This is a genomic window from Pantoea sp. CFCC18177, assembly GCF_059412425.1.
Map to the genome: position 1 here is coordinate 193,321 of NZ_JBNBPL010000005.1, position 25,870 is coordinate 219,190.

At 51.4% G+C, this 25,870-nt stretch carries 27 protein-coding genes; 11 read left to right on the forward strand and 16 right to left on the reverse strand.

What is annotated here, in order from left to right:
- Window positions 1-74: 74 nt before the first annotated feature.
- The 6 genes from ACPUC8_RS07575 to ACPUC8_RS07600 all read right to left on the reverse strand — a co-directional run bounded on the left by ACPUC8_RS07575 (window position 75) and on the right by ACPUC8_RS07600 (window position 6,571).
- Window positions 75-1,472 carry a purine-cytosine permease family protein gene (locus tag ACPUC8_RS07575; RefSeq protein WP_494925964.1) on the reverse strand — a complete coding sequence of 466 codons (1,398 nt, stop codon included), beginning with the start codon at window positions 1,470-1,472 and terminating at the stop codon, window positions 75-77.
- A gap of 240 nt (window positions 1,473-1,712) precedes the next feature.
- Window positions 1,713-3,179: an aldehyde dehydrogenase gene (locus tag ACPUC8_RS07580; RefSeq protein ID WP_494925965.1), complete on the reverse strand. Its 1,467-nt coding sequence runs from the start codon at window positions 3,177-3,179 to the stop codon at window positions 1,713-1,715.
- Window positions 3,180-3,190: 11 nt separating this feature from the next.
- Complete coding sequence (locus ACPUC8_RS07585) at window positions 3,191-4,228, reverse strand: LLM class flavin-dependent oxidoreductase (RefSeq protein ID WP_494925966.1); 1,038 nt, start codon at window positions 4,226-4,228, stop codon at window positions 3,191-3,193.
- Window positions 4,225-5,166 (reverse strand): flavin reductase family protein, encoded by a 942-nt coding sequence (locus ACPUC8_RS07590; RefSeq protein ID WP_494925967.1) that lies wholly within the window; start codon window positions 5,164-5,166, stop codon window positions 4,225-4,227. The genes ACPUC8_RS07585 and ACPUC8_RS07590 overlap by 4 nt, the downstream gene beginning before the upstream one ends.
- A gap of 3 nt (window positions 5,167-5,169) precedes the next feature.
- Entirely contained in the window at window positions 5,170-5,997 is an 828-nt protein-coding gene (locus ACPUC8_RS07595) for an alpha/beta fold hydrolase (protein ID WP_494925968.1), read from the reverse strand.
- Window positions 5,969-6,571, reverse strand: a complete 603-nt coding sequence (locus ACPUC8_RS07600) for an amino acid synthesis family protein (protein WP_494925969.1) — start codon at window positions 6,569-6,571, stop codon at window positions 5,969-5,971. Before ACPUC8_RS07600 ends, ACPUC8_RS07595 begins: the two co-directional genes overlap by 29 nt.
- 525 nt (window positions 6,572-7,096) lie before the next feature.
- Here ACPUC8_RS07600 and ACPUC8_RS07605 point away from each other — a divergent pair.
- Together ACPUC8_RS07605 and ACPUC8_RS07610 are read left to right on the forward strand one after the other, a co-directional pair.
- Complete coding sequence (locus ACPUC8_RS07605; RefSeq protein ID WP_494925970.1) at window positions 7,097-7,774, forward strand: GntR family transcriptional regulator; 678 nt, start codon at window positions 7,097-7,099, stop codon at window positions 7,772-7,774.
- A gap of 2 nt (window positions 7,775-7,776) precedes the next feature.
- Entirely contained in the window at window positions 7,777-8,064 is a 288-nt protein-coding gene (locus ACPUC8_RS07610) for a DUF1330 domain-containing protein (RefSeq protein ID WP_494925971.1), read from the forward strand.
- Between the two features lie 35 nt (window positions 8,065-8,099).
- Here the strand turns inward: ACPUC8_RS07610 and ACPUC8_RS07615 are convergent, their stop codons facing one another.
- Window positions 8,100-9,383, reverse strand: a complete 1,284-nt coding sequence (locus tag ACPUC8_RS07615; RefSeq protein WP_494925972.1) for an NAD(P)/FAD-dependent oxidoreductase — start codon at window positions 9,381-9,383, stop codon at window positions 8,100-8,102.
- Between the two features lie 381 nt (window positions 9,384-9,764).
- On the reverse strand, window positions 9,765-10,115 hold the full coding sequence (yajD, locus tag ACPUC8_RS07620; RefSeq protein WP_039332287.1) for an HNH nuclease YajD: 351 nt from the start codon (window positions 10,113-10,115) through the stop codon (window positions 9,765-9,767).
- Window positions 10,116-10,266: 151 nt separating this feature from the next.
- On the opposite strand from yajD, the gene ACPUC8_RS07625 reads away from it, so the two are divergent.
- Together ACPUC8_RS07625 and ACPUC8_RS07630 are read left to right on the forward strand one after the other, a co-directional pair.
- Complete coding sequence (locus ACPUC8_RS07625) at window positions 10,267-10,617, forward strand: DUF1304 domain-containing protein (RefSeq protein ID WP_494925973.1); 351 nt, start codon at window positions 10,267-10,269, stop codon at window positions 10,615-10,617.
- A 75-nt stretch (window positions 10,618-10,692) separates the two neighbouring features.
- Window positions 10,693-11,232: a DUF2058 domain-containing protein gene (locus ACPUC8_RS07630; protein ID WP_494925974.1), complete on the forward strand. Its 540-nt coding sequence runs from the start codon at window positions 10,693-10,695 to the stop codon at window positions 11,230-11,232.
- Window positions 11,233-11,246: 14 nt separating this feature from the next.
- Here the strand turns inward: ACPUC8_RS07630 and ACPUC8_RS07635 are convergent, their stop codons facing one another.
- On the reverse strand, window positions 11,247-11,945 hold the full coding sequence (locus ACPUC8_RS07635) for an RluA family pseudouridine synthase (RefSeq protein WP_494925975.1): 699 nt from the start codon (window positions 11,943-11,945) through the stop codon (window positions 11,247-11,249).
- Window positions 11,946-12,133: 188 nt separating this feature from the next.
- On the opposite strand from ACPUC8_RS07635, the gene ACPUC8_RS07640 reads away from it, so the two are divergent.
- Window positions 12,134-12,616 (forward strand): cold-shock protein, encoded by a 483-nt coding sequence (locus ACPUC8_RS07640; RefSeq protein WP_039332292.1) that lies wholly within the window; start codon window positions 12,134-12,136, stop codon window positions 12,614-12,616.
- 15 nt (window positions 12,617-12,631) lie between these two features.
- Complete coding sequence (locus ACPUC8_RS07645; RefSeq protein ID WP_039332293.1) at window positions 12,632-12,877, forward strand: DUF2543 family protein; 246 nt, start codon at window positions 12,632-12,634, stop codon at window positions 12,875-12,877.
- Window positions 12,878-12,938: 61 nt separating this feature from the next.
- Here ACPUC8_RS07645 and ACPUC8_RS07650 read toward each other — a convergent pair whose 3' ends face one another.
- The 3 genes from ACPUC8_RS07650 to ACPUC8_RS07660 form a co-directional block, all read right to left on the reverse strand.
- A complete protein-coding gene (locus ACPUC8_RS07650) occupies window positions 12,939-13,640 on the reverse strand; it encodes a GntR family transcriptional regulator (RefSeq protein WP_494925976.1) in 702 nt (233 codons plus the stop codon).
- A 184-nt stretch (window positions 13,641-13,824) separates the two neighbouring features.
- Window positions 13,825-15,321 (reverse strand): aldehyde dehydrogenase, encoded by a 1,497-nt coding sequence (locus ACPUC8_RS07655; protein WP_494925977.1) that lies wholly within the window; start codon window positions 15,319-15,321, stop codon window positions 13,825-13,827.
- A 9-nt stretch (window positions 15,322-15,330) separates the two neighbouring features.
- Complete coding sequence (locus tag ACPUC8_RS07660; protein WP_494925978.1) at window positions 15,331-16,233, reverse strand: dihydrodipicolinate synthase family protein; 903 nt, start codon at window positions 16,231-16,233, stop codon at window positions 15,331-15,333.
- 383 nt (window positions 16,234-16,616) lie between these two features.
- Between ACPUC8_RS07660 and yddG the strand changes: the two genes are divergently transcribed.
- Window positions 16,617-17,531: an aromatic amino acid DMT transporter YddG gene (gene yddG / locus ACPUC8_RS07665; RefSeq protein ID WP_494925979.1), complete on the forward strand. Its 915-nt coding sequence runs from the start codon at window positions 16,617-16,619 to the stop codon at window positions 17,529-17,531.
- Window positions 17,532-17,818: 287 nt separating this feature from the next.
- Window positions 17,819-19,195: an MFS transporter gene (locus tag ACPUC8_RS07670; protein WP_494925980.1), complete on the forward strand. Its 1,377-nt coding sequence runs from the start codon at window positions 17,819-17,821 to the stop codon at window positions 19,193-19,195.
- Between the two features lie 22 nt (window positions 19,196-19,217).
- Here the strand turns inward: ACPUC8_RS07670 and ACPUC8_RS07675 are convergent, their stop codons facing one another.
- Window positions 19,218-20,249, reverse strand: a complete 1,032-nt coding sequence (locus ACPUC8_RS07675) for a GlxA family transcriptional regulator (protein WP_494925981.1) — start codon at window positions 20,247-20,249, stop codon at window positions 19,218-19,220.
- 1 nt (window position 20,250) lies between these two features.
- Complete coding sequence (locus ACPUC8_RS07680) at window positions 20,251-20,574, reverse strand: MarR family winged helix-turn-helix transcriptional regulator (protein WP_494925982.1); 324 nt, start codon at window positions 20,572-20,574, stop codon at window positions 20,251-20,253.
- A gap of 273 nt (window positions 20,575-20,847) precedes the next feature.
- On the opposite strand from ACPUC8_RS07680, the gene ACPUC8_RS07685 reads away from it, so the two are divergent.
- Window positions 20,848-22,308 carry a UbiD family decarboxylase gene (locus tag ACPUC8_RS07685; protein ID WP_494925983.1) on the forward strand — a complete coding sequence of 487 codons (1,461 nt, stop codon included), beginning with the start codon at window positions 20,848-20,850 and terminating at the stop codon, window positions 22,306-22,308.
- Window positions 22,309-22,316: 8 nt separating this feature from the next.
- Here the strand turns inward: ACPUC8_RS07685 and ACPUC8_RS07690 are convergent, their stop codons facing one another.
- Entirely contained in the window at window positions 22,317-23,285 is a 969-nt protein-coding gene (locus tag ACPUC8_RS07690; RefSeq protein ID WP_494925984.1) for a GlxA family transcriptional regulator, read from the reverse strand.
- Between the two features lie 113 nt (window positions 23,286-23,398).
- Between ACPUC8_RS07690 and ACPUC8_RS07695 the strand changes: the two genes are divergently transcribed.
- Both ACPUC8_RS07695 and ACPUC8_RS07700 read left to right on the forward strand, forming a co-directional pair.
- Window positions 23,399-24,040, forward strand: a complete 642-nt coding sequence (locus ACPUC8_RS07695) for an HD domain-containing protein (protein WP_058970271.1) — start codon at window positions 23,399-23,401, stop codon at window positions 24,038-24,040.
- Between the two features lie 432 nt (window positions 24,041-24,472).
- Window positions 24,473-24,934 (forward strand): YlaC family protein, encoded by a 462-nt coding sequence (locus ACPUC8_RS07700; protein ID WP_494925985.1) that lies wholly within the window; start codon window positions 24,473-24,475, stop codon window positions 24,932-24,934.
- Between the two features lie 14 nt (window positions 24,935-24,948).
- Here the strand turns inward: ACPUC8_RS07700 and ACPUC8_RS07705 are convergent, their stop codons facing one another.
- Window positions 24,949-25,833, reverse strand: coding sequence for a LysR substrate-binding domain-containing protein (locus tag ACPUC8_RS07705; RefSeq protein WP_058970267.1), 885 nt, complete (start codon window positions 25,831-25,833; stop codon window positions 24,949-24,951).
- Window positions 25,834-25,870: the final 37 nt, after the last annotated feature.

A 25,870-nucleotide genomic window follows, 5' to 3' on the forward strand; every position in this document is an offset into this window, starting at 1 on the left:
TGCTTTAAGATGAAGGGTATGGTGAATGTGGGGAATCTTGAGCCAGGCCAAGGGGGGCCTGGCTTCTTCACAACCTATGCCTTACTGTTGCTAACCGGTGTAAATGTCGGTTCACTTTTGCGATGAAAAAGTGGATAGGCAATACTGGTTACGATCAAGCTAATGATCCACGAGATATCGACCCCAGGAATGAGATTTGCGTAGGGTCCGGCGAAGAAGGCATTTTCCACAAACGGAATCTGCACCACAATACCCGCGAAATAGACCAACAGTGATTGAGTATTTAACAAACCGTAACGGCCCCCATCAGCGCGAAATATATCATCAACATTGTAGTGTTGTTTCCTCACATAATAGAAGTCCAGCAGGTTGATGACTATCCAAGGTATCAATACAGCAATTAACGCGAGAATTAAATTTATAAAGAAGGAAACAAAATTCTGTGATGCTGCCAAGGCAATTAAAACACTCCCTAATAACACCAGCGCTGACACCACTAAACGTACAGTGACGCCTGGCATCCAATGAGGCCGAAAGGTTTGCGCTGCTGTAATCAGGGAAAGTACTGCACCGTAAAGATTCATCGAGTTATGGCAGATAATATTAATTAAAAACAACACCATTAATATCGGGCCTAGCCAACCGGTCGCATGACGCACTGACATCATTGCATCACTGGTCGGAGCTATATTGACCGCCATCATGCCGAAAATAAAGGCCAGAATCGTGCCGCCACAGGCTCCCAGATATGTTGCAATAAACGGCCGTGCAATACCGACATTAGCGGGCAGGTAGCGCGAGTAGTCAGAGGTATAGGGCGAGAAACTGATTTGCCATACCGCTCCAATACAGAAGGTGCCAAACCAGCCTGCAGCACTCATACTCCCACGCGACCAAAAGTCTGCCGGTAAGGGTTGTAACACCATCAATACCAAGCCCATAACCAGCGCCGCCCCCATCACCCATGCCCCGACTTTATTAATGCGATGGATAAAATGATAACCGACGATCCCAATCGCTGTGGCAAGAATAGCGCCAATAACAGTCGCACTGCTTACCGGTATCGACGGGAAGACGTTGTTGATGACTTTACCGGATAACGAAATATTCGAGATGAAGAACCCAAGATAAATCACCGTCGTAAAGCTAATCACCAGTAGCGAGCCGTAACGACCAAACTGCGCGCGACTCTGTACCATTTGTGGTATGCCAACTTTTGGCCCTTGCGCAGAGGGTAGCGCAAGGAAAATCCCACCAAACAGATGACCCGCAATAATCGCGGTTAGGGCGGAAATAACATTCAGATGAAACGTTTCGGTGGCAATCGCACCGCTGACAATCGCAAGCGGTGCAATATTGGTACAGAACCACAAGGTAAATAAACTGTGCGATTTACCGTGGCGATCCGATTCTGGAACATAATCCACCGACTTATTTTCTATAATTTGACTCTGACGTGGTTGTGTATTCACCATACCCTCCAATTCTCAAAGTGGGATTGTTTTCTAATGTGGGTAAAACCTTCCTCGCGAAAAAAAGCCACAGCCATCCCGACGAATGTATTTTCGTCTTCTTATTAAAGAATTGGCGGTAAGACTCCCGGTGCTAATTAATGCTAAACAACTGTATATGAGACGGTCGTCATAAATAACGCCCTACAATTTCAAAACATTTTTTCCCACAGGGCGAGCATTTATGCGCACCTTAAACAATCAGCGCATAACAAAGGGGTCGCTAATCGGCTCATCGCTGGTACGCAGCCACACTGTTTTGGTGGTGGTGTATTCCAACGCGGCGTCTACGCCACCTTCACGACCGAAACCGGACTTACCGTAGCCCCCAAACGGCGCCAGCGGTGAAACCACGCGATAGGTGTTAAGCCACACCACGCCGCTACGCAACTTGCGCGTGACACGATGGGCGCGCGTCAGGTTCTGGGTGAATACACCGGCCGCCAAACCATACTCTGTGCCATTGGCTAAACGAATTGCCTCGGCCTCATCCTTAAAAGTCAGCACCGACAACACCGGACCAAATAGCTCCTGCACCACGCTTTCTGCATTTGGTACCGCACTGCAATCCAGAATGGTTGGTGGGAAATAAAATCCCGGTCTGTCAATCGGCTGATTGCCGATCACCAGACGAGCGCCTTGCTCAATACTGCGACTTACTATCTGCTCGATATTGCTTTTCTGCCGCTCGGTACAAAGTGGGCCGAACTGCGTCTCCTGCTGCTGCGGGCAACCTATAACGATACCGCGTACTTTACTGGTGAGCTTTTCAATAAAGGCATCTTTGATCTGTTCATCCACCAGCAGACGCGAGCCAGCAACACAGCTTTGCCCCGAGGCAGAGAAAATGGCGGCCACCTGCGCATTGGCTGCACTTTCCAAATCGGCATCGGCGAACACGATAAACGGCGACTTGCCGCCTAATTCCAGTGAGGTGCTGGCCAGGTTTTCCGCGCTGTTGCGAATGATGTGGCGTGCGGTATCCGCTCCGCCGGTAAAGGCGATATGGTCGACCTGCGCATGCTGGGTCAGCACTGTGCCACAGCCTTCAGCGAAGCCTGTGATCACGTTTATTACGCCTGCAGGGAAGCCGGCTTCATGAACAAGTTCAGCAAATCCCAGCAGTGGCGTCGGTGCCACTTCAGCCGCCTTCACCACGACCGTACAGCCGGCCGCAATGGCCGGGCCAATTTTCACCGCGGAGAGAAAAAGCTGGCTGTTCCAGGGAATAATCGCGGCAACCACACCTACCGGTTCACGCTTAATCCAGGTTTCCATGTCGGCTTTGTCGATGCTGAGCATGGCGCCGTCCATTTTGTCGGCCAGCCCAGCATAAAAGCGATAGTATTCCGCCACGTAAGCGATCTGCGTCTGGGTTTCACGGATGATTTTGCCAGTATCTAGCGTTTCAAGACGTGCCAGTTTTGCGGCATCGCGTTCAATCAAATCCGCCAGTTTCAGCAGCAATTTACCGCGCGCACCGGCGGTTAAGCCGCGCCACGCATCGGATTCAAAAGCCCGGGCCGCAGCTTGCACTGCACGGTCGGTTTGCTCGCTGCGTGCTTCGGCAATCGTGGCCCACGGCTCAGCAGTTGCCGGATTCAGCGAGGTGAAGGTCGCGGCTCCAGCATCAAATTGGCCGTCGATGTAGAGTTTGAAAGATTCCATGACGTCTCCGCTCAGTGAAATGCAGGTGCAACGTGTTTAATGAAACGTTCCAGCGAGGCTTTCTTACGCTCGAAGGTCATGCCGCTATCCAGCCACAATGCGTACTCATCGTAGCCCATCGCCTCATAGTTTTTCAGGCGGGCGATCACCTGGTCAGGATTACCGATCGCCAGATTTTTCCGCATCCCTTCCACGCTGTAATAGGTATTCGCCGCCATCTCTTCTTCCGTCAGTGGCTTGATAAGCCCCTGCTGTACCGGGCGCTCATTTTTGAACCAGGCACCGAAGTAGTTATAGAAGCGGTAAAGTTCTACCGCCGCTTGCTGCGCATCGGCCTCGTCTTCAGCCACAAAACCGTGCTGTAGCAGCATGATTTTCAGCGGCTGTTCAGGGGAATATTCCTGACAGGCTGCTTTGAAGGTGGTGATCAGACGGGTGATCTCCTCCTCACCCTGATGCAATGGCGTGCACTGCACGTTACAACCGTTTTTCACCGCAAATTCATGACTGTTCGGGTCACGTGCAGCCACCCAGATAGGCGGGTGTGGCTGCTGTTTTGGCTGCGGCGAGGAAGTGGTGGACGGGAAATTCCAGAACTCACCTTTATGCTCGTAGTCGCCTTCCCAGAGTGCTTTAACTGCAGGCACCAGCTCACGCATCCGCTGGCCCGCTTCCCAGGCATCCATCCCCGGCATCAGGCGCTCATATTCATAGGAGTAAGCTCCGCGTGCAATCCCCAAATCCAGACGCCCTTTGGTGATCAGGTCGGTCATGGCCGCTTCACCCGCCAGACGGATCGGGTGGGTAAAGGGCGCAATAATGGTACCGGTGCCCAGACGAACGTTTTGGGTGCGGCTGGCGATATCCACCAGGTTAATAAACGGATTCGGCGCGATGGTGAAATTCATGCCGTGGTGCTCGCCGGTCCAGATAGCGTGCAAGCCGCCTTTATCCGCGATTTCACACAGTTCCATCATCTCATCGTACAGCTTGTCCTGCGCGTCATCGGCTGACACGCGCTCCATGTGCAGGAACAGGGAAAGTTTCATACCACCTCCTGATGAGACGGGGCGAAGAAGTGACGAACCGATCCTTCCGCTTCATCACCGTAATAGAGGCCGTAATTGCCCACCGCATTTTCGCGAATGAAGCGATCAACCAGCGATTTCAGCGCGCTGTCCGGCACCGGCAACTGCGCAAGCGCGTGAACATCGACCCATTCGCCTTGCTGTACTGCCGGCAACGTGCTGCCCGTCGGCTGTGCGCACAGGAACACAATATGCTGCTGTTTCTTTTGGCGGTCTTCCCAGATGGAGTAGACAAAGCCCGGACTGGCTTCGATGTTGAGCCCATTGAACACCTGCTCCAAGGTTTCGCTGACGCTGCGGTTGTTCACCGTTTGCGACGGCAAGCCATAACCGTTCTCTTTCTTCACCACTAACGCCTGACCCGCCGATTCAATCAACGCACTGACCACCACGTTAGGCCCGGCAATCAGGGATTCGGCATTCTGGTAAGGCGTAAAGTAGGCGCCGCGATAGTAGCCAAGGCCTGGCGTACCGCAGGAATCAAACTGTTCAACTTTACCGATCAGAATCGCGTGGTCACCGGCATCAACCACCTGATGCATCGCGCATTCGAACCACGCTGAACTCTCATCCAGCAGCGGCGAGTTGAACTCACCTTTACGCCATTTCACCAGCGAGAATCGATCGGGCACTTTCTGCGCGAAGATATTCGATGTCTCTTTCTGCTGTTCCGCCAGAATGTTGATGGCGAAGTGAGGGCACTGAGTGAAGTTATCGAAATTAGCGGAGCGCTTATCGATGCTCACCAGCAGCAGCGCGGGATCCAGTGACACCGACGAGAACGAGTTTGCGGTGAAGCCAATCGGCAGGCCTTGTGCATCGTTAGTGGTGACCACGGTGACGCCGGTCATGAAGGCGCCAAAAGCGTCGCGTAACTGTCTGCGTTTATCTGCGTCCATAAGTTACTCCTTTACTGGCTCTATTTGCGTGACTTCGGCAGCAACCGGATTGAGGAACGATAAGATTTCCTCGTTCACACGGTCGGCATCCGTCAGGTTCAACATGTGTTTTGCGTTAGCGACCACCACCGCCTGACCAAAGCGTGCTGCCTGAGCCATCTGGCGCGTCATTTCTGGATTCGAATTAGCATCCAGTTCACCGGTCATCACTAACACCGGACATTGCATTTCATTCCAGCGGTCTGAATAGAAGCGGTCTCCTGCGGCAAAGGCTTGATAGGCGCGGGCATAGCCGGTGAGGTCCACCTGCTGTAACCACGTTCCCACTTTTTGCCGCAGTTTTTTTTCGTGATGTTCGCTACTGAACCAGCGATCCAGAGGCGCATCGAGTCGCACATTACCGCTAGCCAGTTCTTGTGCCCGCTGCAGCACCGCATTGCGTGCAATATCGCTACGTTTAAACACGCCACTCATCACAATGGCTTGATTCACCAGTTGCGGATAATCGATAGCAATACCTGCAGTGATCAGCGCTCCCATTGAGTGCCCGACTACGGCAAAGCGGGTTTCAGGTTGCATCTTCAGGAACAGAGCCAGCCACTGCACATAATCTTTGAGTGTGGCGGGATGGCGAAAACCGCTGCTTTCACCGTGACCCGGCATATCCACTGCGATCACACGGAAATAGCGACTCAGTACGTCCATTTGCGGGAACCAGGCATCGGCATTCATACCGACACCGTGGATCAACACCAGCGGCGCGCCCTGTCCTGCCTCCAGGTAACTGACCTGGAGCCCTAACTCAGATAGCTGCTGGGTTTTTCTGGTCATGGCCTAACTCTTTCAGGTCAAGGTAACGGTTGCCGATACGATGATGTGGGCGGCCGCCCAGTGCTGCGCCCAATGCAATCACGATCTCATCACTGAAAGGCGCATCGTTGATGTTGAACTGCATAGTGAGGTAGTGCTCACGGGTACCTTCATCATCCGTACCCATCATGGGTACCAGAATCGGTGTGTTAGCCGGACCGCGGGTATTATTAAATGCCAGATAGGTTTTACCCTTTACCGCAGAACGGTAGTGGTTACCGAAATGCAGGGTGTGGATTAATGCTGAGGCATGTTCCAGTTCACCGTTCAGGCCCACAACGGCGCTTTTGCCATATGCCACCACGTTGTCACCGCCGCCCGCTTCTTTCACAATCAAGCTGGTAAGCAGTTCGCCCAATACCGGGGCCATTTCACGAATTTTAGGCGAAAGGTCTTCGACAAAGCCTTCGCCTGCCCACGGATTTTTTACCACGGCAGCCGCCGCAATCATCACCAGCGGCTTGGTAGCCGCTTTGCCGCCGTCAGAGTAAATGGTTTCTGTGGTAACGAACGTCTTGCGTATATCTGGATGCATGGTCAGAACCTCATTCAAGTTAATGGTTTGTTAATCAGGTGTCTCGGGAAGGGATATAACATTGGATTTTATGGCATGTCAAAAGTTGGTATACCATCATACAAGATGATAATTAGACCGATTTGGCTGTGCAAATTGCTTCGCTAAACCTTGTCCAGCAAGGGGTTTTCTGGCGTGGAAAGTTAAAAAAAAGAAGGTTTTGAAACGAGAAACTCGCGTGACTGACGTCAAAATTTTGGTGCATGGAAGTGGTGCCAGTAAAAAGTATCCAAATGATTTATAAAGTAAAATATGGATGTATTTGGGCTCTCATCACTTTTTCATTACTCAAGTATCGAAACTGTGAGCACGCGCTGGTTTCGCCTGGGTGGCTAAGTTTAATGACTCAGTTGGTTGAACAACGTTATAGGGCATTTGGATCCGTTCAGGCAGGGTCAACCCCATTCAGTAACATTGCTTTCTCACGGTAAACGGTGTTAATAGTAAAAAGCTTGCTGATGAGTTTATTTCCCTAAAGAGAATACAATGGTTGCGAGTCACTCATTAAAAATTGAAAACACGCCAGTGACTTTACGCGAACTGGCTCTGGAGAAAATTCGCCAGGCAATTATCTCCGGCTATTTTAAAGCGGGCGACCGTTTGGTTGAACGCAGTCTGTGCGATGAGTTAGGTGTAAGCCGAACAGTGGTGCGTGAGGTTATTCGCTATCTTGAAGCTGAAGGTCTAATTGAAAATCTGCCGAAAAAAGGACCGATCGTCGCGATATTAACCTGGGAGGTCGCTGAACAGATTTATGATATTCGCCTTTTACTGGAGTCAGAGGCGGCAAAAGATTGTGCGAATATCGCTAATGCTGATGATAAAAAAATCCTCCATCAAAAATTAATGCGTATCGCCAAAGCGTCGCAAGACCGTGATGACATTGAACGCGTCGAAGCATCTCAAGCGTTCTACGAATGCCTTTTTTCCATTGCAAAACATCACATTGCCTGGGAAATAGTGCAGCGTCTCAATAGCCGCATCAGCCGTTTGCGCGCGTTGACCTTGCGCAATCCTGAACGCCAGGTCGCTGGCTTTGAACGTATGTCGCGTATTTATGAAGCGATTGAAGATAACCAGCCCGAGCAGGCCCAAGAGGCAGTGAAGCAGCACCTCACCGAAGCCGCCAGTCTGGCAAAATCGATTCTTACCGCCGAGGAGTAACAATGCCCGCTTACTGGATTGCCCACGTGACTATTGAAGACGCGGAACAGTACAAAAAATATATTGAATTAGCGCCAAAGGCATTCAACAAATATCAGGCGAAATTTATTGCTCGTGGAGAGAAAGCCACTTCACTGGAAGGAGAAGCATTTATTAAGCATGTTGTGATTGAATTTCCTGATTATCAAACTGCACTGGATTGTTATCATTCAACTGAATATCAACAGGCAAAAACAGAGCGGGAACATATTGCAAAGGCGATGATAACCATTGTCGATGGATTGGTTTAGGCACGCCGTCAGTAAACTGACGGCGGCGATTCATCCTACACTTCCAGCCCCGCACGATACTGCCCCCACCTCAGCACCGAGTTCACGCCAATCGACAAGAAAGGCTCGGTCGGGGTTTGATTGGGGCCGGGTGATTGGGTGAGAAAATCGATCAGATCGTTGCGTTCACCGGCGATCATATCTGCAATCAACTTGCCCGTTGCGGTACCGCGCGTAATGCCCAGACCGTTACAACACAGCGCACCATAAACGTTTGGTGCCAGTTTGCCGAAGAAGCCTTCATGGTTTTCAGACAGGCAGATCGCACCGCTCCAGGTGTATTCGAAATTAACGTCCGGCAGCATTGGAAAGCGGCGTTCAAACGATTTGCGATGGTTATCCAAATATTGCGTCAGATATCTGGCACGTGGGCGCCCATCGGGATGGAAGCTAAAGCTATTGCGCACCAAAATGCGATTATCCAGCGTGCGACGGATGGTACTGCCAAACGGATGTGCCGGAATCACGCCCCACACGGGTTGACCGCCCAAACGTGCTTGCTCCTCTTCAGTCAGTTGACGCGACAGGCTGCCATACAGAAAAGTGGGCAGTAAGCGACGTTGTAAGAAGCCAAAATGGGCGGCAAAACCGTTATTGGCCAAAATCAGTGTATCTGCGGTGATGCTACCTTTTTCGTGCACCAGCGTAATTTTGCTGCCGTAATCAATCGAGGTAACGGGCGTGTATTCATAGAGAGTCACATTAGACGGAAGATTATCTGCCAGACCTTTCACCAGAGCTGAGGGTTGCAGCAGAATGGTGCCGGGAATGAACAGTGCCTGTTTGTAATAAGACGTACCTATATGATCCGGCAGATCTTGGCCGGAGATCATTTGCGAATCCCGGCCTATTTTCGCCAGTCCATTACGGTAGGCTTCCAGAATCTTCGTGCCCTCCTCACCCACCGCAGCCTGATATTTCCCGGATTCCGTCATCTGGCAATCGATATGATGCTCCTGCACGATTTGACGCAGCGTGTTCTGCCCCAGCGTATTGAGCGTGAGGATTTTATTCGCGATGGTGACATCACCAATATAATCTTTCGCGCCAATATCATGCGGTACATCAATGGCGAAACCGGCGTTACGCCCTGCCGATCCGAAACCGACCTCTTGTGCTTCGATTAGCACCACTTCGTCATTGGGGAAGTTCAACGCTAACTGACGTGCCGCTGCCAGACCGGTTAAACCTGCCCCCACAATCGCGAAACGCGCTTTCTTTTGACCAATATGCGCCGGGCGCGGCGTGCGTGCCGCACTGGTATGAAACCAACCAGGCATTGAATCATCTGCAGGTAGTGAGGTGATCTTTTGCAATTCCGTTACTCCAATACACTTTTTTGAATCGGTGGCTGCTTAAAACAGACACCCTGTAGGGTTTAGTTGTGGTGTAAAGCGTAAAGCTGAGATGAATCTTTAATGTATATTTCATGTATACATGATGTATCGAAATTTAATAAAGATGATGAAATGTTGTCAACGCGATCCGTGCAAGGATGCGTAGTTGATCTCAAAATGAATGAGAGTGATGGCGGGATACGGTGTTATCGCAGGTGATGGCGTGCAGGCGGGACCGGAAGGAAAGCTTAATGGCGCATTAAGGCCCATCACCACCCTTTATCCTGCCTGGCAGAAAAGGTTCTGGCGTGAGCCTTACTGGCGTTATTTCTTCTTCTTGTTCAGCATTGACTGCAAATCAGCAAAGGGATTGTAGGTCGCCGCCCCAACATCTTTCTGCGCGTCCTCTCCCGCCACCACAGTGGTGCCATACTGGTCTGCTTCGGTGTATTTCGAATGCTCATGGTCATGGCAATACAGGCACAACAACTCCCAGTTGCTGCCATCTTCGGGGTTATTGGTGTGATCGTGATCGATATGGTGAACGGTTAATTCGCGCAAGTTGGAATAGACAAATTCGCGCGCACAGCGTCCACATACCCACGGATAGATTTTCAGTGCTTTCTCGCGGTAGCCGCTTTCCAGCCGCGCGTAGTTTTTCGGGATCAAAGCCATTGCTGAGAGTACCTGTTACAAAGAAATTTTTAGGATAACGGTTCAAATATATCCCATGTGCGCCCCTGGAGAGAAATGATCGGCGGAAAAACAGTAAACTGATGACATCATCTATAATCCAGCACCATGAATGCTGATAAAAGGACTTCCCGTGTTAGCAAACATCCTTATCTTTATCGTTGCCGCAATACACATCTACATTTTGGTGCTGGAAATGTTTTTATGGGAAACCAATACAGGTCGTAAAGCGTTTAAACTCAGCGCAGATTTTGCCCGCTCAACACGCGTTCTCGCCGCTAACCAAGGGTTGTATAACGGCTTCCTGGCAGCAGGTTTACTTTGGGGGTTATGGCTGGGCGAAAGCGGTTTGCCTGTCACTTACTTCTTCCTCATTTGTGTAGTGATCGCCGGAATTTTTGGTGCTGCCACCGCCAGCCGCAAAATCCTCTATGTGCAGGCGCTCCCGGCTTTGCTGGCGTTAGTGGCGTTATTGATGCGTTAATCCCCTGCTTGAAGTGATCACGCCCCGCATTACGGGTATAATCCGGCGATGGTTTTCACGGGTTTAGAGACGAAGATGACAAAACTCACCTTGCAAGAACAGATGCTTAAAGCAGGACTGGTCTCCAGCAAAAAAATGGAGAAGGTCCAGAGAACGGCAAAGAAATCACGCGTGCAGGCGCGCGAAGCCAGAGCGGCGGTAGAAGAGAACAAAAAAGCGCAAGTTGAGCGTGATAAACAGTTAAGCGAACAGCAAAAACAGGCAGTGTTAACCAAAGAGTATAAAGCTCAGGTGAAGCAACTGATTGAGATGAACCGCATCACCGTCGCCAAAGGCAGCATTGATTTCAACTTCACCGACAATAATCTCATCAAAAAAATCGCGGTCGATAAGCTGACACAAACCCAGCTGATTAATGGTCGTCTGGCCATTGCGCGCCTGATAACGGACAGCAGCGGTAAAAGCGAGTACGCGATTATTCCAGCGGTTGTTGCCGATAAAATTGCCCAACGCGATGCCGAAAGTATTGTCTTGAACAGTGTCGTAAGTCAGGACGTGCAGGATGAAGATGACCCCTACGCCGATTTCAAAGTGCCTGATGATTTAATGTGGTAATCAAGTTGCCAGGTTCAGAACGGACTGGCATTACGTGCCTCGATTAACGTTCCGCTGATGGGATGTACAAAATGCAGTTCACTGGCGTGCAACATCAAACGCGGTGTCCCTTCAGTCCCTGGTGATTTGAGCCCGCCGTAAAGGTCACAACCTAAAATCGGGTGCCCCAATTGTTGGCAGTGAATACGCAACTGGTGGGTGCGCCCGGTCTCCGGAAAGAGTTGCACCCGTGTCAAAGGTATTAGGGTCCCGTCCTCTGCCTCACGCGTGCAACGTTCCACTACCTGATAGCGTGAGCGTGCTGGCTTGCCGTTGACTGGGCAAATCGACATCAAGGGAAACAGTGCGGGATCTTTGGCGATCGGCGCGTCTATCACCCCTTCGTTTTCATCAAGATGTCCGTGAAGTAAGGCACTGTAGATTTTGGTCACGGTTCGCGCGCTAAACTGCTGGCAAAGCGCAGCATTGATGGCCTTGTTGAGCGCGATCACCATTAAACCTGACGTACCAAAATCAAGACGATGAACCAGCGTACAACCGGGGAAGGTCTTCACTAACCGATAATGCACCGAATCGAGATTCTGCGGATTTTTCCCTGACAGACTCAGCAGTCCGCTGGGTTTATTGATGAGCAACAGATGCTCATCCTGATAAAGCGTTTCAATCTGCTCATCACAAGGCGGGGCAATGAAAGTATCGAGGATGGGTGACATTTGACTGCCCGGCTGGAAAGTGGCTGCGGATGATACCCCATTTTGCGCCGAACCACGAATTTACCCCTTCACTCGCACTCCACAAAATTCTCGTCCAGACTTAGCGCAAAGGCATAGTCTGCGCGCGCATTGTGCATTACACTGCGCGCTGCAAAAAATTGAGCAAATAAACGATTAAGTAGGCGGTAATGGCGATGAACGGAACAATCACAACCTGGTTTCAAGAAAAGGGTTTTGGATTTATCAAAGATGAAAACGGTGATAACCGTTATTTTCATGTGATTAAGGTCGCCAACCCTGATCTGATCAAGAAAGATGCGACGGTGACATTCGAACCCACCACCAACAACAAAGGTTTATCCGCCTTTGCGGTGAAAGTTATCCCCGATAGCAAATACATCTTTATTGCTGGCGAACGCCTCAAGCTCACGTCGATCAAATCCTTCGTGGTATACAGCGAAGAAGAGCCGGTTGATACCCGTATTGATAAAGAAAACACCGTGCTGTCTGTGGGCATTCTGATGAACAATATCAAGCCAAAATCGGATGTGAAACCTGATGAGATGCGCTCCGTGAAAAAACTGGCGGTGACCACCTTCCAGGGCACAACCTTGATCTTTACGGAAGATGAGATCGACATCGATGCCGCCGTTAAGATGCTTAAAGTCTAAATTGGGAAGCGAAGAATGAGACCTCAAATAGCAATGAAATATTATGACATCGCCGAAGAGTACGCATCGGAATCAGAATATGATGTCAGTGAAGCAGAATTTGAAGCACTGGCGCACTATTTCCAGCTGTTACTCACGCGTCTGTCGAATAACGAAGAGATCAGCGAAGAGTCACAGCAGGAGATGGCCGTTGATGCGGGTATTGAAGCGCGGCGAATCGATGAGATTGCTAACTTTTTAAACCAGTGGGGCAACGAATAGTCATTACTGGATTGTTGTCACGGTGCGCATCAATGCGCACCTGTTTAAATCATGTCAACGCTTAGCGTTTATTCCCTTCCGAAGACTGCACCAAATCATCCGCCGTTAGCCCCTGCGGCGCGATAAAGATTTCCATGTTCTCGCGTGACAACTCCCAATGCTCGAACACTAAATCGACCACCTTCTGTTCGTCGCGCGCTTCGATGGCCTGAATAAATGCATCGTGATGTTCTGCTGCCAGCAGCAAACGGCGTTCCATATCTTCATTCTGCGGACGGAAGAACGTGTGGCCAATACGGCAATGGTCAATCAGTAAGCGACCCAGGCTGGGCTGCAAATAAGGATTGCCCGCCATTTCGCCCATAATTTCGTGGAATCGGTTGTTCTCCAGTGCCAACGCTTCTGCGTCGCGACTTTGCACGGCTTTACGGAAGCGTTTTTGCGTTTCCTTAAGAGACTTTAACTGGGAAGGTTTCACGTTCTGCACCGCCAGGCGGCCGGTTGCGGCATAAATCATCGGCGCGACCAGGAAAAAATTGCGCAGTGTGGAGTGGCTCATTGGGATGACGCGGACACCACGTTTCTCAACAATCTCCAGATAGCCTTCACCGGCTAAACGCTGGCACACTTCACGCACGGGTGTGCGGGACAAACCGTACTGCCCGGTCAGGCTGGCTTCATCTAACAGTTCGTCAGGGTCCAGTTCCATGGTCAAAATAAGGCGTTTTAAATCTTCATATAACGCGGCTTTTCCCGATCTCAATGTGACCTCCTGTGATGAATAAACACACTCAACTCCTGCTTAACCTACAGAAAAAGTGTGTATACAGCAAAAATAATCACAGCATATTGATCGCATTCTTCAGCGCATCCCACATCCTGGTCATGAAGCATAACAATGCGTTACCGAGCAGAATGCCTGCCATCTCTGGCAGGCGGATAAGAAATTATTCGGCAGGAACATCGATCCAGATGGTTTTTAACTCGGTGTACTGGTCGAGCGCAAATACAGATTTATCACGCCCGCCAAAACCAGACTGCTTATACCCGCCGAACGGCGTGGTGGCATCCCCTTCACCAAAGCAGTTAACCGTTACCGTACCCGCGCGCACCGCACGAGACACGCGAATCGCGCGACTTAACTTACCGGTATAGACCGAGGCAGCGAGGCCGTAATCTGTATCGTTGGCTAATGCGATAGCTTCCGCTTCCGTTTTGAAGGTGGTGACACACAGCACGGGACCAAAAATCTCTTCGCGGAACAGTGCACTTTTCGGCGTAACTCCATCAACAATGGTCGGCTGCACGTAAATACCGCGATCGGTAAATCCGCCCTGGATGACACGCAATCCTTCTTTCCGGGCGGTTTTCAGGTAATCACTGACCTTGCAGAAATGCTCGGTGGTGATCATCGTGCCAAGGCGATTTTCAGGATCGAGTGGATTGCCCATACGCCATGCAACCAGCTGATCGGCCATCAATGCCAGCAGCTTGTCTTTGACATCTTCGTGCACCAGCAGGCGCGATGTCGCAGAACAGTTCTCACCCATATTCCAGAATGCGCCGCTTAACACGTTGGCCGCTACACTCGCCAGATCCTCAGCATCTTCAAACACCAGCGCCGGGTTTTTACCCCCACACTCCAGCACAATCTTTTTCAGATTGGACTCCGCCGAATAGTGCAGGAACCGGCGTCCGGTGGCGGTTGAACCGGTGAAACTCACCATATCAATATCAGGATGTAAGCCCATTGGCTCACCCACGTCTTTGCCCGTGCCGGTCACGATATTCAGCACGCCGGCAGGAATGCCCGCCTCGTAAGCCAGCTCTGCCACGCGCAGCGCAGTCAGTGAGGTCTGTTCTGCTGGCTTCACCACCACGGAACACCCTGCGGCCAGGGCCGGACCGATTTTCCAAGCCAGCATCAGCAGCGGAAAGTTCCACGGCAACACGCAACCGACCACACCAATAGGTTCACGCACAATCATCGCCATTGCCGTACTACCCACCGGGGCCGTTTGGTCGTAAAGCTTGTCGATGGCTTCCGCATGCCAGCGGATAACATGGATGGTCTCCGGCACATCTACGGCCAGGCATTCGCTGACCGGTTTACCGCTATCCAGACTCTCCATCACCGCCAGCTGCGTGACTTCCTTTTCCAGTAAATCCGCTAACTTCAGTAAGACCGCTTTTCGCTCGCCGGGATGCAGTTGGCTCCAGCTTCCTGCTTCAAATGCGCGCCGCGCGCCCTGCACCGCCACATTGACGTCATCACGGTTACAGGCGGCAATGTCTGCGAGCACCTCACCGGTTGCTGGGTTAGTGGTTTCCAGCGTGCGGCCGGATTGAGACGCAGTGAAACGTCCGTTAATAAAGGCCTGATGGGGAAAGCGCAACTCGCGGGCGATGCTGACAACATCGCTGAGCGTTTGGACTTGTTTCATGCGCACTCCTTACAGCACGGCAACCGCGGCGACATTACGTTTGACATCAGCGATAACAGTCTGCAACTGTGCTTGCTCTTCTTCACTCAATGCCTGCAGAGGAGCACGCACCGGACCCGCTTTCAGCCCCGCCAGCTCTACACCGTGCTTGATAGACTGCACAAATTTGCCACCGTCCAGAAAGTTCATCAGCGGCATCATGGCGGCCATGATCTTGCGACCTTTATCGAAATCCTTCTCCACCACGCAGGCGTTGTAGAGCGCAACATGTTCACGAGGGATGAAGTTAGAACCTGCGCACACCCAGCTGCGTGCGCCCCAGGCAAAGAACTCCAGCGCCTGGTCATCCCAGCCGCACGACAGCGCAATGTTAGTGAACTGACAGGCCAGCAAGTGCAGATTATTGAAATCACCTGAGCTCTCTTTAATCGCCACCACGTTTTTCGAGCGGCTGACTTCGCGGAAGTAGGTTTCACCCATGGTGATACCCATACGCCCCGGATAGTTGTAGAGCATGATCGGCAACTGCGCGGCCTTATCCACGCTCAGCGCATGGTGCGCGTTTTCCATTTCGGTTGGCAACGCATACGGTGGAGAGGTCACCAGAATGGCATCGGCCTGATGGTCACGGGCATGAGTGGCAAACACGATAGCATCTTCGGTTCGAATGGCACCGGTGCCCACAATCAGTGGCAGGCGGTTACCGATCACTTTGCGTGCGTGCTCAACCAGTGAAAGACGCTCTTCTGCGCTTTGTGCATAATACTCACCGGTAGAACCACCAATGATAATGCCGTGCACCCGCGCTTCAATCAGTGACTCCAGTACGTTGGCAAACGCAGTGAAATCAATGCTGCCGTCTGCAGCGTAAGGGGTAATCGCGGGGGTGTAGATACCTTCAAATGTCATCATCGGACTCTCCAGGGTGAAATCAGGACCATATGCAACGCGGTGAGGTTGCGTTTGTTAAAAATTTGCACATAGCGCGCAGTGAGGTCAATTGGTGAGACTTTTTTGTATACTTTAAAAATACAAAGGAAATACGATTTGATGGAAGATTTCTACAGAAGGAGATTTTTTATATGATTACTTTCATGTGCTTATGTGTTTTTTATTGACGTAATAATTTTCTAAACGATTTAAGAGAGCGATCACATTCCCTGACTATTGCCCTTTTTAACGTCTTTACACTGTGCATCAGGCGGCATAGTTTGATGCTGGTTTTAACCTGAATTTAACAGGTCTGCGTTCACCACCCTTAGGGTGGACAGTAAATCCAAACGAGGTAGTGGGTTATGCCCCAGAAAAAAGCGACGCTCATCGGTTTGATTGCCATCCTGTTATGGAGTGCAATTGTTGGCCTGATTAAAAGTGTCAGTGAAGGTTTTGGCCCAGTTGCAGGCGCAGCATTGATTTACAGTTGCAGTGCCCTCTTACTGCTGTTTACCGTGGGCTTCCCGGATCTCCGTAAGTTTCCACGCAGCTATTTAATTATCGGTAGCGCGTTATTTGTTTGTTATGAACTGTGCCTCTCGCTCTCACTGGGTTTTACCCATAACGGTCGTCAGGCGATTGAAGTCGGCATGGTGAATTATTTATGGCCGAGTATGACGATTGTGCTGGCGGTAATCGTTAACAGGCAAAAAGTCAGCCCCTTAATTATCCCCGGCGTTATTTTGGCCGTGGCGGGTATCTGTCGTGTTTTAGGGGGGAACCAGGGATTCTCATTCGCCGAAATGACTCATAACATAATGGATAATCCTTTAAGCTACGGCTTGGCGTTCAGTGGTGCGATAATTTGGGCAATTTATTGTGTGGTGACGAAAAAAATTGCCAACGGTAATAACGGCATTACGTTGTTCTTTATTTTAACGGCCTTAACGCTGTGGATTAAGTTCCTGTTGTCACCGCAACCGCCATTTGTTTTATCACTTCAAGTTTGGGTCTGCCTGGCACTGGCCGCCATGGCGATGGGATTTGGCTATGCCGCGTGGAACGTGGGAATACTGCACGGCAACGTGACTCTGCTGGCGGCGGCGTCTTACTTTATCCCCATTATTTCTTCCGTTTTAGCGGCTTTCATTCTCAGTTCACACCTGACGATGTCATTTTGGCAAGGTACCGCGATGGTGAGCCTCGGCTCGCTGGTCTGCTGGTGGTCCACCCGCCTGGTTGAGAGCAAACATTTAAGCCGTAACGTTTCCGAATAAATAAAAGGGAGGAACATCACCTCCCATAATAAAAACAACGAATAGCAGCCAATTTATCTATCCGACTACCCTACACCGGAGGAAACTGCTTATGACGCATTTCACTTAGCGCCTTAAAGCGTAATACATCACGATCTTATTATCTGTTCTGGATAACGTTTTAACGATCGCCATAGGTTTATATTCATTTTAGCGCGCTGATAAAACCAGGCACGCGTTGCTTTCGTGCCTGATTCAGGCGCGCCGGCAAATTGATTCGTCAGCGCCGAAAAAGACAGGAGTAATAAATGTCCAATAACATTTCTGTTGAAGATGTTCCCCTGAGCCGTTTCCATCGTTTATTAACGGTGCGTTCTGGCGGCGGCTCTTTTGTGGATGGTTATGTGCTGAGCATCATTGGCATTGCCATGACAAAAGTTTCTCCGGCTTTGGGTCTTAACTCTTTTTGGGAAGGTTTAATTGCCGCATCCGCTTTGATTGGTATTTTCTTTGGCGGCTTTATTGGCGGTGCACTGACCGATCGTCTGGGCCGCAAGATGCTCTACTTCGTTGGCCCTACGCTGTTTATTGTTTGCTCGCTGGCGCAGTTCTGGGTGGAAAGCGGAGAAGTGTTGTTTGCACTGCGTTTCCTGAATGGCGTGGCTGTCGGGATTGAGTATCCGGTGGCGACTGCCTTTTTGGTTGAGTTTATGCCGAGGAAATCACGTGGACCTTGTCTCGCCACACTGACTATTCTGTGGTTTGCCGGTGCGGCAACCGCATACCTGGTGGGTGAAGCCATCCTCAATTTCGGCGGTGCAGACGCCTGGCGCTATACGTTGGCGAGCACCGCGGTGATTGGCACACTGTTGTTTTTGGTGCGTCTGGGGACACCTGAATCACCACGCTGGTTGATCAGCAAGGGACGTGAACAAGAAGCGGAAGCGATTATCCGCCGCGTTTACGGTGCCGACTTTAGTCTGAAGAATTTGCCTGAGCAGGCGGAAAATAACCCGCTGTCATTTGGGCATTTATTGCACTCAGGCTATGGCAAGCGCATGGCGTTTGTGACCATTTTCTGGACCTGTTCAGTGATTCCGGTATTTGCGGTATATGCCTTTGCCCCGAAGGTACTGGAAGCCCTGCATCTCAGCGGTGACTGGGCGTCTTACGGCTCCATCGCGATTACGCTGCTGTTTGTGGTTGGCTGCATCATCGCCACCCGTCTGGTGAATACGCTGGGCCGACGTAAATTGTTACTGCACAGCTTCCTGTGGTCAGGGCTCGCACTGCTGCTGTTAGGTGCTCTGCGCGATGGGCCGTCGATGATCATTCTGCTGATGTTTGGCGCATACGCACTGTTTATTGGCGGTGCTCAGGTATTGCAGTTGGTCTATCCCAACGAGATTTTCCCCACCGAAATACGTGCGGGGGCGGTAGGGGTTGGCACGTCGATGTCGCGCATTGGTGCCGCTGTGGGAACGTATCTGGTTCCAGTTTCACTGCAGACGATTGGTATCGGCCACACCATGTATATCGCGGCAGGTATCACCTTCTTTGGCTTACTCGTCTCCTGGTTCCTTGCCCCTGAAACAGCTGCGCAGAACCTCAACGATGCAGCATCGCTGGATGAAAACACCGAACACCCACCCGCTGCACGCACCTTGTCGAAACACGCCCGCTAAGCGAGAAGGGGTCAGTGCCCCCCTACTCTTTAACCAATCGTTCAACCTCACGCCGACGTTTGCGAAATGAACTCGGCGTTTCGCCATACTGCTTGCGGAACCAGGCGATAAGATGCGAGGCATCGGCAAAACCGGTTGCGGCGGCAATCGCATTAATGCTGTTACTGGAGTCTGCCATCAGTTTACGCGCACGCTCAAGCCGCATTCTTCGCCAGTAAACCGCTGCCGAATGGCCGGTACATTGCGTAAAAATCAAATTGAGCTGGCGGAAAGTGACGCCAGCGAACTCCGCCACCTCTGCCAGCGGTATCGGTGAATCAAGGTGGTGTTTCATAAATTCAATCACCTTATTCACCTGATCATTTTCGTACACGTCCGGCTCGTGCAGATTTCTCTTCTGCTGCGTTTTTTTAACCGGCGCTGCGGGCTCCTCGACCAGTAAGTACTTGAGCACTTTTTGTGAGCGCACCACGCCACAATGCTGGCGAATGAGGTCGGCGGCCAGATCAATTGCCGTTCCGCCGGGGCAGGAGATAATGCCGCCGTCTTTGATATAGGTTTTATCGATCACCGGAATCGCCTGTGGGAAACGCAGACGGAATTCATTACGGGTAGTGAAATGGATCGCACAATGGCGCCCATCCAACAATCCCGCGTTACCCGCGACAAACGCGCCACTGCATAGGGTGATGATCGGGATATTGCGTGCGTGCAATGCCCGCAGCGCTTGCAGAAGCCACTGTGGTGACTGACGCGTCTCCTCCAGCAAGCCGCCCGCTACTACGAAATAATCCCAGTTTTTAGTGAAATCGAGATCGGCAGTGGGTGAAACCGGCAAGCCACAGCTGGCCGTTACCGGTTGGTTATCGCAAGTCATCCACTCCCAGCGGCAGAAGATCTGGCGACTGCTGAAAGATTCATCCGCCGCAAAGCGCAGTGATTCCACCAGCCCGGCTACCGAGGCCAATGTGAAGCTTTTCATCAGCAAGAAGCCGATGGTGAGATCCGGTTGCGGATCACTCGTGCGGTCAACGTCGTTTGTTTGCGGCATCATTTTAGGGTTCCTGCAATCCACCCAGTTTGCTCAGTAAGCGTTTTAAATCCGTAATATCCTGGCTATTCAGATTGGCGATAATCATCTGTTCGGCGGCTTTTGCTTGCTCGATCATCTGCTTGAGCATGGCTTCCCCTTGCGCGGTCATCGACACCAGCTTACGCCGACGATTACCGGCGTCAGTTTCCACCTGAAGCAACCCACTTTTGGTCATACGATCGATAAGGTAAGTCCCCGTCGCTTTATCAAAACCCGCACGGTTACCTAGCGTTTGTTGGTCGCAGACATGGTCTTCTGCCAGCACCACTAAAATCGCGTATTGCACGGCTGAGAGCCCAGTATCCACGCATTGTGACCAACAAAATGTTGAGTGCTGCCCTGCACGTCGAACCAAGTGCATTAACGAACAATCTCCGTGCGGCCACAAGGGGGCAGCGATAATTAAGTCGGGATTTTGTGACATGGGTACGCTTGACTCCTTAAAATGCCAAATATATAGTTCGAGCACAAACAGTTCGATAACGAACTATATCACTAATGGTGTTGGGTGTTCACCCATATCGCGTGATCATATCAGTAATGAAACAGGGAGAGAGGGATGTCCTGGTATAAAGATTTGCGTGGTTTTATCGCGGCGCTCGATGAAATGGGCGACATTATGCACGTTCATCGTGAGGTGGATGGTGATTTCGAACCCAGCGCTATTACCCGTCGCAGCTATGAAATCCAGTCTCCTGCGCCGTTGTTCCATCACGTGACGGGCGTGGCACCCGGTTTCCGCCTGTTTGGCGCACCAGCCGCATTATCCTCTCGTCGTGAGATGCCTTATGCACGCGTCGCCATGTCGTTAGGTTTAGCGCCTGAATCCAGCGGTCCTGACATTATTGAAGCGCTGTCGGCCGCTCGCTGTAAACCGGGCATTCCTCCGGTGCGCGTAGCGTCAGCTCAGGCAGAGTGTCAGCAAAATATTTTGCGTGGCGAAGCCGCGAATCTTGACCGCTTCCCTATTCCCTTTGCGCATGACAAAGATGGCGGCCGCTATGCCAATACCTGGGGTACGTTGATTGTTAAAACGCCGGATGGCAAGTGGGTCAACTGGTCGATTGCACGAGTAATGAAAGTCGACGGTAAACGCATGGTGGGGTTAATCGTACCCAGCCAGCATATTGGTCAAATCTGGACACAATGGGTGGCGCGTGGCGAACCTATGCCTTATGCGTTAGTACAAGGCCCGGCACCCGCCATTTCCTGTGTTTCTGGCATCCCTATTCCCGCTCATGCCGATGAAGCGGACTACATTGGCACACTGGCAGGCGAACCGATCCCGGTGGTAAAAGCCATCAGTCTCGATCTTGATGTGCCAGCCAGCGCTGAAATCATCATTGAGGGTCACGTATCGATTGAACGAGACTGTCAGGAAGGCCCTTACGGAGAATATGGCGGCTATCTCGGAGAAGGCTCGTCAGCGCAACCTACCTTCCATGTTGAAACCATTACACATCGCGACGATCCCATCTGGCCAATGTCGATCACCGGACGTCCGAGCGATGAATCACATACGCTGTGGGCCATGGGTCTGGCCGCCGATGCACTCACTCACCTGCGCGAAGCCGGACTGCCAGTGACTACGGCCTGGATTCCAGAGGACTCTACCGTCCACTGGTTGCTGGTGGTGATGCCTGAAGACTGGCGCGAACGCTTGCCGGGCATGGGCAGTCAGGCATTAGCCCAACGTATTGGCGATGTGTTGTTCAAAACCGATGCGATGGTATTTATCCCGAAAGTGTACGTTGTGGATGATGATTTTGATCCGACCAATTTGCGTGAAGTGGTATGGGCATTATCGACGAGAGTGCATCCCGTTGGCCGCCGTGCCGTGTTTAACGATCAGCGCGTGATTCGCTTGCCCCAGTGTTATGACGAAGCAGAATATGTCGTAGGCACGGGCGCTAAAGTGGTGTTTGATACTTTACAGGCTCAACGTCATTTGCATGCATCCTTTGCGCAGGGTTATCCCGAAGCGGTGCGTCAACGTGTATTGGATAACTGGCCAGAATAGCCTGCTATCTAGGGTGTTCTTTGCCTGTCAGAGAACATCTTACGGTACACCGACGGTGTCATTCCCGTGACTTTCACAAACGCACGGCGCAGCACATCAGCGCTGTGATAACCACAGGCGGCGGGAATGGCCTTCAGGGGCATTGTCCCCCCTTCCAGCAATGCGCGTGCCTGCTCAATGCGCGCATTCTCCAGCCAGTTTCCTGCTTGCACATCCATCTGCTGTCGAAATAAGCGAGTGAGGTGGCGCGTGCTGATTCGCATATGGTCGGCAAGATCCTCTAATCCGCGAATGCTGGGCAAATTCGCCAACGCCCAGCGTTGCATCTCCTGAAAAGCACTGCGCCCTGCCAGGGCCACCTGCGGCTTACGGACAAAATGGGCCTGCGTAACAGGACGCTGGAAGAACATCACCAGGTTGGCGGCGATATCCTGTGCCACTTCGCGCCCCAGGTCTTCTTCCACCAGACGCAGTGCCATATCCAGCCCTGCCGTCACACCAGCCGCCGTGCGCAGGGGTCCATCTGCAACATAAAGTGCATCTCCCTCCACTTGCGCATCTGGGATTAGTACTGCCAAACGCTCAGCGCATGTCCAATGAGTGGTGACTTTTTTGCCCTGTAATAACCCCGTCTGGGCCAGCAACAACGCACCGGTACAGACCGAGCCATAACGCTGACTCCTCGCGCAAAGCTGGTTGATGCGTTCAACCTGTGCTGCGCTTAGCAGAATGTCACTGGCATCTGGCGCACCGGCAATCAGAAAGGTATGGGGTTGATGGATGTCCGTCAGCATCACGTCGGCCATTAAGCGCACCCCTGATGAACACTGAACCTGCGTATGCTCCAACGACATCACGCGCAAGGTATAAACAATGCGATTCAGTAATCGATTGGCTTCAGCAAACACATCTAACGGCCCAGAAACGTCGAGCAGTTGTGCGCCCGGTACTGCCAGTATAGTGAGGTGATGATTCATGCGTAATCCCGTCTGATTTAGTCGCAATGTCCTAAATAGTCGCTTTAAGTCGATTAACGACATTATGCGCAAGGTTTAAGCTGGCTGCAACTTCACTGAGCGGAGAGCACACCATGCAATTTTCCATTAACGGCATCACCATCCCAGATAGTCCAATGACCCGTGACGCAACCACGTTCGTTCGCGATACCGAATCCGATCTGCTGTTTCATCACTCCAGCCGGGTTTACTACTGGGGCGCGCTGGCGGGCCGTCGGTTAGATCTGAAGGTGGATGCTGAGTTGCTATATGTCGGCTGCATGTTCCACGATATCGGGCTGACACATGAGCACTGCAGTTGTGACAAGCGTTTTGAGGTGGACGGGGCGAACGCCGCACGCGATTTCCTGCAGCAATACGGCGTGGAACAGGCGGATATCGACAAAGTCTGGACCGCCATTGCGTTGCACACCACACCGGGCATCCCACAATTTATGGCACCGGAAATTGCACTGGTCACCGCAGGGGTAGAAATGGATGTGTTGGGCATCAACTACCAGCAATTCAGTGATGCGGAGCGAGAGGCCGTGGTTCAGCAGCATCCACGTCCGCCACAATTTAAAGAAGAGATCATTCAGGCATTTTATGAGGGGATCAAACACAAACCCGATACCACTTTTGGTAACGTGAAAGCCGACGTCATCGCGGATAAACAGCCGCAATTCACACCGCTTAATTTTTGTAGCGTTATTCGTCAGTCGCGTTGGGTGGGCTGATGTGACGGGGCGATACGTTTATTAGCAGGCTAATTGATAAGCACTCGCTTAGTCGCACTGAGTGCTACCATGACATCAATGGCACGCCCGCAGGGACGATCGCCCTTTCCAGCCGCTTCGCTGTGCATTTGTAAACAGCGAAATAACATTCCCGTCACAAATATAACGTTTATCAAATCAGCAAAATTAAATCATCGATCATTTTCTGTACGGACGGCGCTACGTTGCTAATATAGTGACGCAACACACAGCACTGCGTTGCCTACGAGAATTTTTTCCTTGGTTTAATTACCCCGCCCGCTTAGCGGGCTTCTTTTTGCCTGGCAAACAGGTCAATGTCAAACCGATCGCTGTCTCCCTGCCCAACATCACCCTGGTTATCTGGTAAACTCTTGCGAGCTGTGCCGATAAGGAAACCACTGAGGTGAACGAATGCGTAATCAACTGGATGATGTTTTACAAACTGAGCTGGACAGAATCAATGTAGAAGAGCAGCGTAATGACCGCCCCTACTTTGATATCTCGTTTATCAAAAATTATCCTGGTTTGTTCGGTCTGATGTGGCTTCTGTTTATCCTGACCATGGCCCTGCTGATGTACTCCGACTCTTTTGGCACTATTGAATATGTGGTCTGCATCCTGATTTTTGCCGTGTGTAATTTCTTCTTTTTCTTCCACGTCAATCCGTCTTACAAAGCCCGTGACATTGATAAAGGTGCGTGGAAAAACTGCTACACCGGTGACTGGTACATGGAAGTGCACGTGCGCGAGGAGTTTATCGATTCGCTGATGGCCAGTAGCGTGCTGACAGAAAGTGAGAAAACACGACTACAAGAGATGCGGGCAAAAAAAGGCTACCTGTACTTCGCCGATATTCATCGTCTGCGGCATTAAGTCATCGCAACGCGCTAAATCCGCCAGCGTTCCAGACCAAAATCAATGATCGCCTTTAATTTCGCACTGGCAAAACGATCCTGGCGGTAAATCATGTTCACGGCACGATTTGGGATGGTGAATTCCGTAAGCAAGGGCACTAAAGCACCGCTGGCGAAGTCTTGCTGCAGCAGCACTTCCGGCTGCATTATCACGCCCGCACCGGCTAACGCCGCTTGCCGCAGCGCTTCGCCCTGATTGATACTGATGCAATCATCAACCCGCACACTGACCTTTTCATCCCCGCGCTGAAAATGCCAATGGCGCTGCGACTGTTTTAATCTGAAGCCCAGACAGTGATGCTCGGCCAACGCTTCCGGCCGCGACGGTACTCCCTTCCTGGCCAGATAAGCAGGCGCAGCCGCAATTACCATCCGGTAGCGGCCTAAGGGACGGGCGACCAGAGACAAATCTTGTAGGGTTCCGATGCGTATCGCAACTTCGACTTCATCGGCTTGCAAATCCATCACCGAATCGGTGAGAAAAAGATCCACTTCAACGCCAGGATGCTGTTGGCGGAACATGCCCAGCGTCGGCGCGATCACCCGTGCGCCAAAAGTGGCCGGTGCAGAGAGGCGTAATAATCCCTTCGCCTCCACATGCAATTGATTGATCACCTGTCGGGTTTCGCCGATTAAGCCTAAAACCTGCTGACAGTGCTGATAGAACAGTTTGCCGGCCTCGGTCAGGCCAATATGGCGCGTGGTGCGATGCAAAAATTTAGCCCCAAACTGCTGCTCCAGCGCTTTGATATGCATACCCACCATTTGCGGCGTCACATCAGATTTCACGGATGCCGCCGTCATACTGCCCTGATCCACCACCTCAATGAAAACGGCCATACTTTTCAGTAAGTCCATCTGTGCTTCCCTTCCCTGTAATAAGGCATTGATCTTT